Origin of the sequence: Mesorhizobium sp. M4A.F.Ca.ET.050.02.1.1, from assembly GCF_003997725.1 — a bacterium.
Classification (GTDB): Bacteria; Pseudomonadota; Alphaproteobacteria; order Rhizobiales; family Rhizobiaceae; genus Mesorhizobium.
Map to the genome: position 1 here is coordinate 1 of NZ_RZSG01000853.1, position 2,464 is coordinate 2,464.

Genomic DNA, 2,464 nt, shown 5'->3' on the forward strand with positions numbered 1-2,464 from the left:
TTGGAAAAGGAACCGGTTTGGCATCCCTATGGCGTTATCTTCTCGTGGGTCTTGGTCTGGCCGCCTTGCTGGCAGGTGTCCTTGCGATCGTCTATCTGACCGCTCCGCAAACGGCGTCGGGCCCCGATACGTCGCGCTCGAAGACCTCGGCAAACGGGCTGTTCGTTGCCAGCTTCCAGCCGGAGCGGGATGTGGTCCGGCAGGGCGAATTGCAGGCTTGGCTGCTGACGCTGAAGACAGTCAAGGGCGATCCGGTGGAGGGAGCGGCGATTGCCGTTTCCGGCGGCATGCCGCAGCACAATCACGGCCTGCCGACCAGCCCGCAGGCGACCGACTATCTCGGCGAAGGACGCTATCGCATCGATGGGCTGAAATTCACGATGAGCGGCTGGTGGCAACTGCGCTTGGCCATTTCGGCGGCGGCCGGTTCAGATACGGTCGTCTTCAACGTGGTGTTGTGAGCGGTCGATGAGGCGCCTCCTGCGAGTCCTGCCTCTCGTCGCACTGGTCGCCATGGCGCTGCTTGCCGGCTGCGGCAAGCCGCAGGTTTCCGATGCCGAGAAGAAGGTCATTGCCTCGCTGGCGCTGAACACGCTGCCGCCGCTGAAGCCCGACACCACCAATCGCTTCGCCGATGTGCCGGCGGCCGCGGCCCTGGGCTCGACGCTGTTCTTCGACCAGGGCATGAGCCGCGACGGCACCGTGTCCTGCTCGACTTGCCACAAGATCGATCGCCAGTTCCAGGACGACCTGCCGCAAGCGGTCGGCATCGGCCGCACCAACCGACGCACCATGCCGCTGGCAGGCGTGGCGCGCGATCCCTGGTTCTTCTGGGACGGGCGGCGCGACAGCCTGTGGGCGCAGGCGTTGACGCCGCTCGAAAACCCGCTCGAGCATGGCGGAAACCGCGCCGCTTTCGCGCATTACATCAAGAAACGCTTCGGCGAGCGCTACGAGCGCATCTTCGGGCCGCTGCCCGATCTCTCCACTGTGCCCGCCAATGCCAGCCCGCTCGGCACGGATGCGGAGAAGGCGGCCTGGGCCGCCATGCCCGTCAGCAAGGTCGAGGACGTCAACCGCGTCTTTGCCAATATCGGCAAGGCGATCGGCGCTTTCGAGCGGTCGATCGAGCCGCCGCAGACGCGCTTCGACCGTTTCGCCATCGATCTGGCATCTGGCGCCGAGCCACAAGGGGACGACGCCCTGTCGCCCGAAGAGATGCTTGGGCTGAGACTGTTCATCGGCAAGGCTAATTGCGTGACCTGCCACAATGGCCCGCGTTTCACTGACAACTCTTTCCACAATACCGGCGTGCCGCCGGTCAAGGACCTGCCGCCGGATCGCGGCCGCATCGATGCCGTGGTGCAGGTCGAGGCCGATCCGTTCAACTGCTTAGGCAAGTTCCGCGACGGCGACGACAACGCGTGCCGCGAGCTGCGCTTCATGGTGAAGGGCGGGCCGGACCTGGTGCGCGCCTACAAGACGCCGTCGCTCCGAGGCGCCGCTGCGCGCGCGCCCTACATGCATGCCGGACAGTTTGCGTCGCTCGAAGAGGTGGTCGAGCATTATTCGAAGGCGCCGGCGAGCGTCGAAGGTGTTTCCGAGGTCCACCCCGTCGAGCTTTCAGACCGCGAGCGCGCGGCGCTGGTGGCGTTCCTGAAGACGCTGTCAGAATGAGCTAGCGGTCCTTGACCGTCTCCATCGCCACGAAGGTGGAAGTCTGGGCGACATGGGGAAGCGCCGAAATGCGCTCGCCCAGCACCCGGCGGTAGGCGGCGATGTCGGTGGTGCGGACCTTCAACAGATAGTCGAAGCTCGACGCCATCATATGACATTGCTCGTTCTCCGGCACCGCCTGCACGGCGCGGTTGAAGGCGTCGAGCGCGGCCGAGCGGGTGTCCGACAATTTCACCTGGACGAACGCGACATGGCCTTCTCCCATGCGCTCGCGATCGATGATCGCCTGGTAACCCCGGATGTAACCGTCCTTCTCCAGGCGCTTGACGCGCGCCTGCACCGGCGTCTTCGACAGGCCGACCTTGCCGGCCAGCTCAGACATGGAAAGCCGCCCGTCGCGCGCCAGTGCCGAAAGGATGTTGCGGTCGATGCGGTCCAATTGGTCTTCGATGATCGAATTCACAGTCTAAATGGCGAGAAGGTCGCGGCAGATCATAGTTCATTGGAACTGGCATGTCGATTTCTTTGGACCGACCGAAAACGGCAATTGTGCTAGCTTGCGCCATTCGGTCCGGTGACCGCCGGCCCGCTCCCTTAAGCTCGCTAGATAGGACAGCCATGCCCGCGCTCGATGCCATCCGCCAGCAGATCCGTGCCAACTACTTGCCCGACGAGGACGCCGCGGTGAAGCGGCTCGCCGACGGTGCGGGGCTTTCGGCGGATGACCGCAAGGCGATCTCGGCCCGCGCCGCCGATCTGGTGCGCGCGGTGCGCGGCTCGACCGATC

General features: G+C 65.0%; 4 protein-coding genes. 3 read left to right on the plus strand and 1 reads right to left on the minus strand.

The annotated features are described in order from the left end of the window. On the plus strand, positions 1 to 461 hold a 461-nt coding region (locus tag EOA33_RS32180; RefSeq protein ID WP_245482500.1), incomplete at its 5' end, for a FixH family protein. Between the two features lie 7 nt (positions 462 to 468). Next, positions 469 to 1,677 carry a cytochrome c peroxidase gene (locus EOA33_RS32185; protein ID WP_126054146.1) on the plus strand — a complete coding sequence of 403 codons (1,209 nt, stop codon included), beginning with the start codon at positions 469 to 471 and terminating at the stop codon, positions 1,675 to 1,677. 1 nt (position 1,678) lies between these two features. On the opposite strand, the gene EOA33_RS32190 is transcribed toward EOA33_RS32185, so the two are convergent. After that, complete coding sequence (locus tag EOA33_RS32190; protein ID WP_127407463.1) at positions 1,679 to 2,131, minus strand: winged helix-turn-helix transcriptional regulator; 453 nt, start codon at positions 2,129 to 2,131, stop codon at positions 1,679 to 1,681. Positions 2,132 to 2,295: 164 nt separating this feature from the next. Here EOA33_RS32190 and EOA33_RS32195 point away from each other — a divergent pair. Further along, a partial coding sequence (locus tag EOA33_RS32195; protein WP_245482501.1) for a hypothetical protein occupies positions 2,296 to 2,464 on the plus strand: 169 nt, incomplete at its 3' end.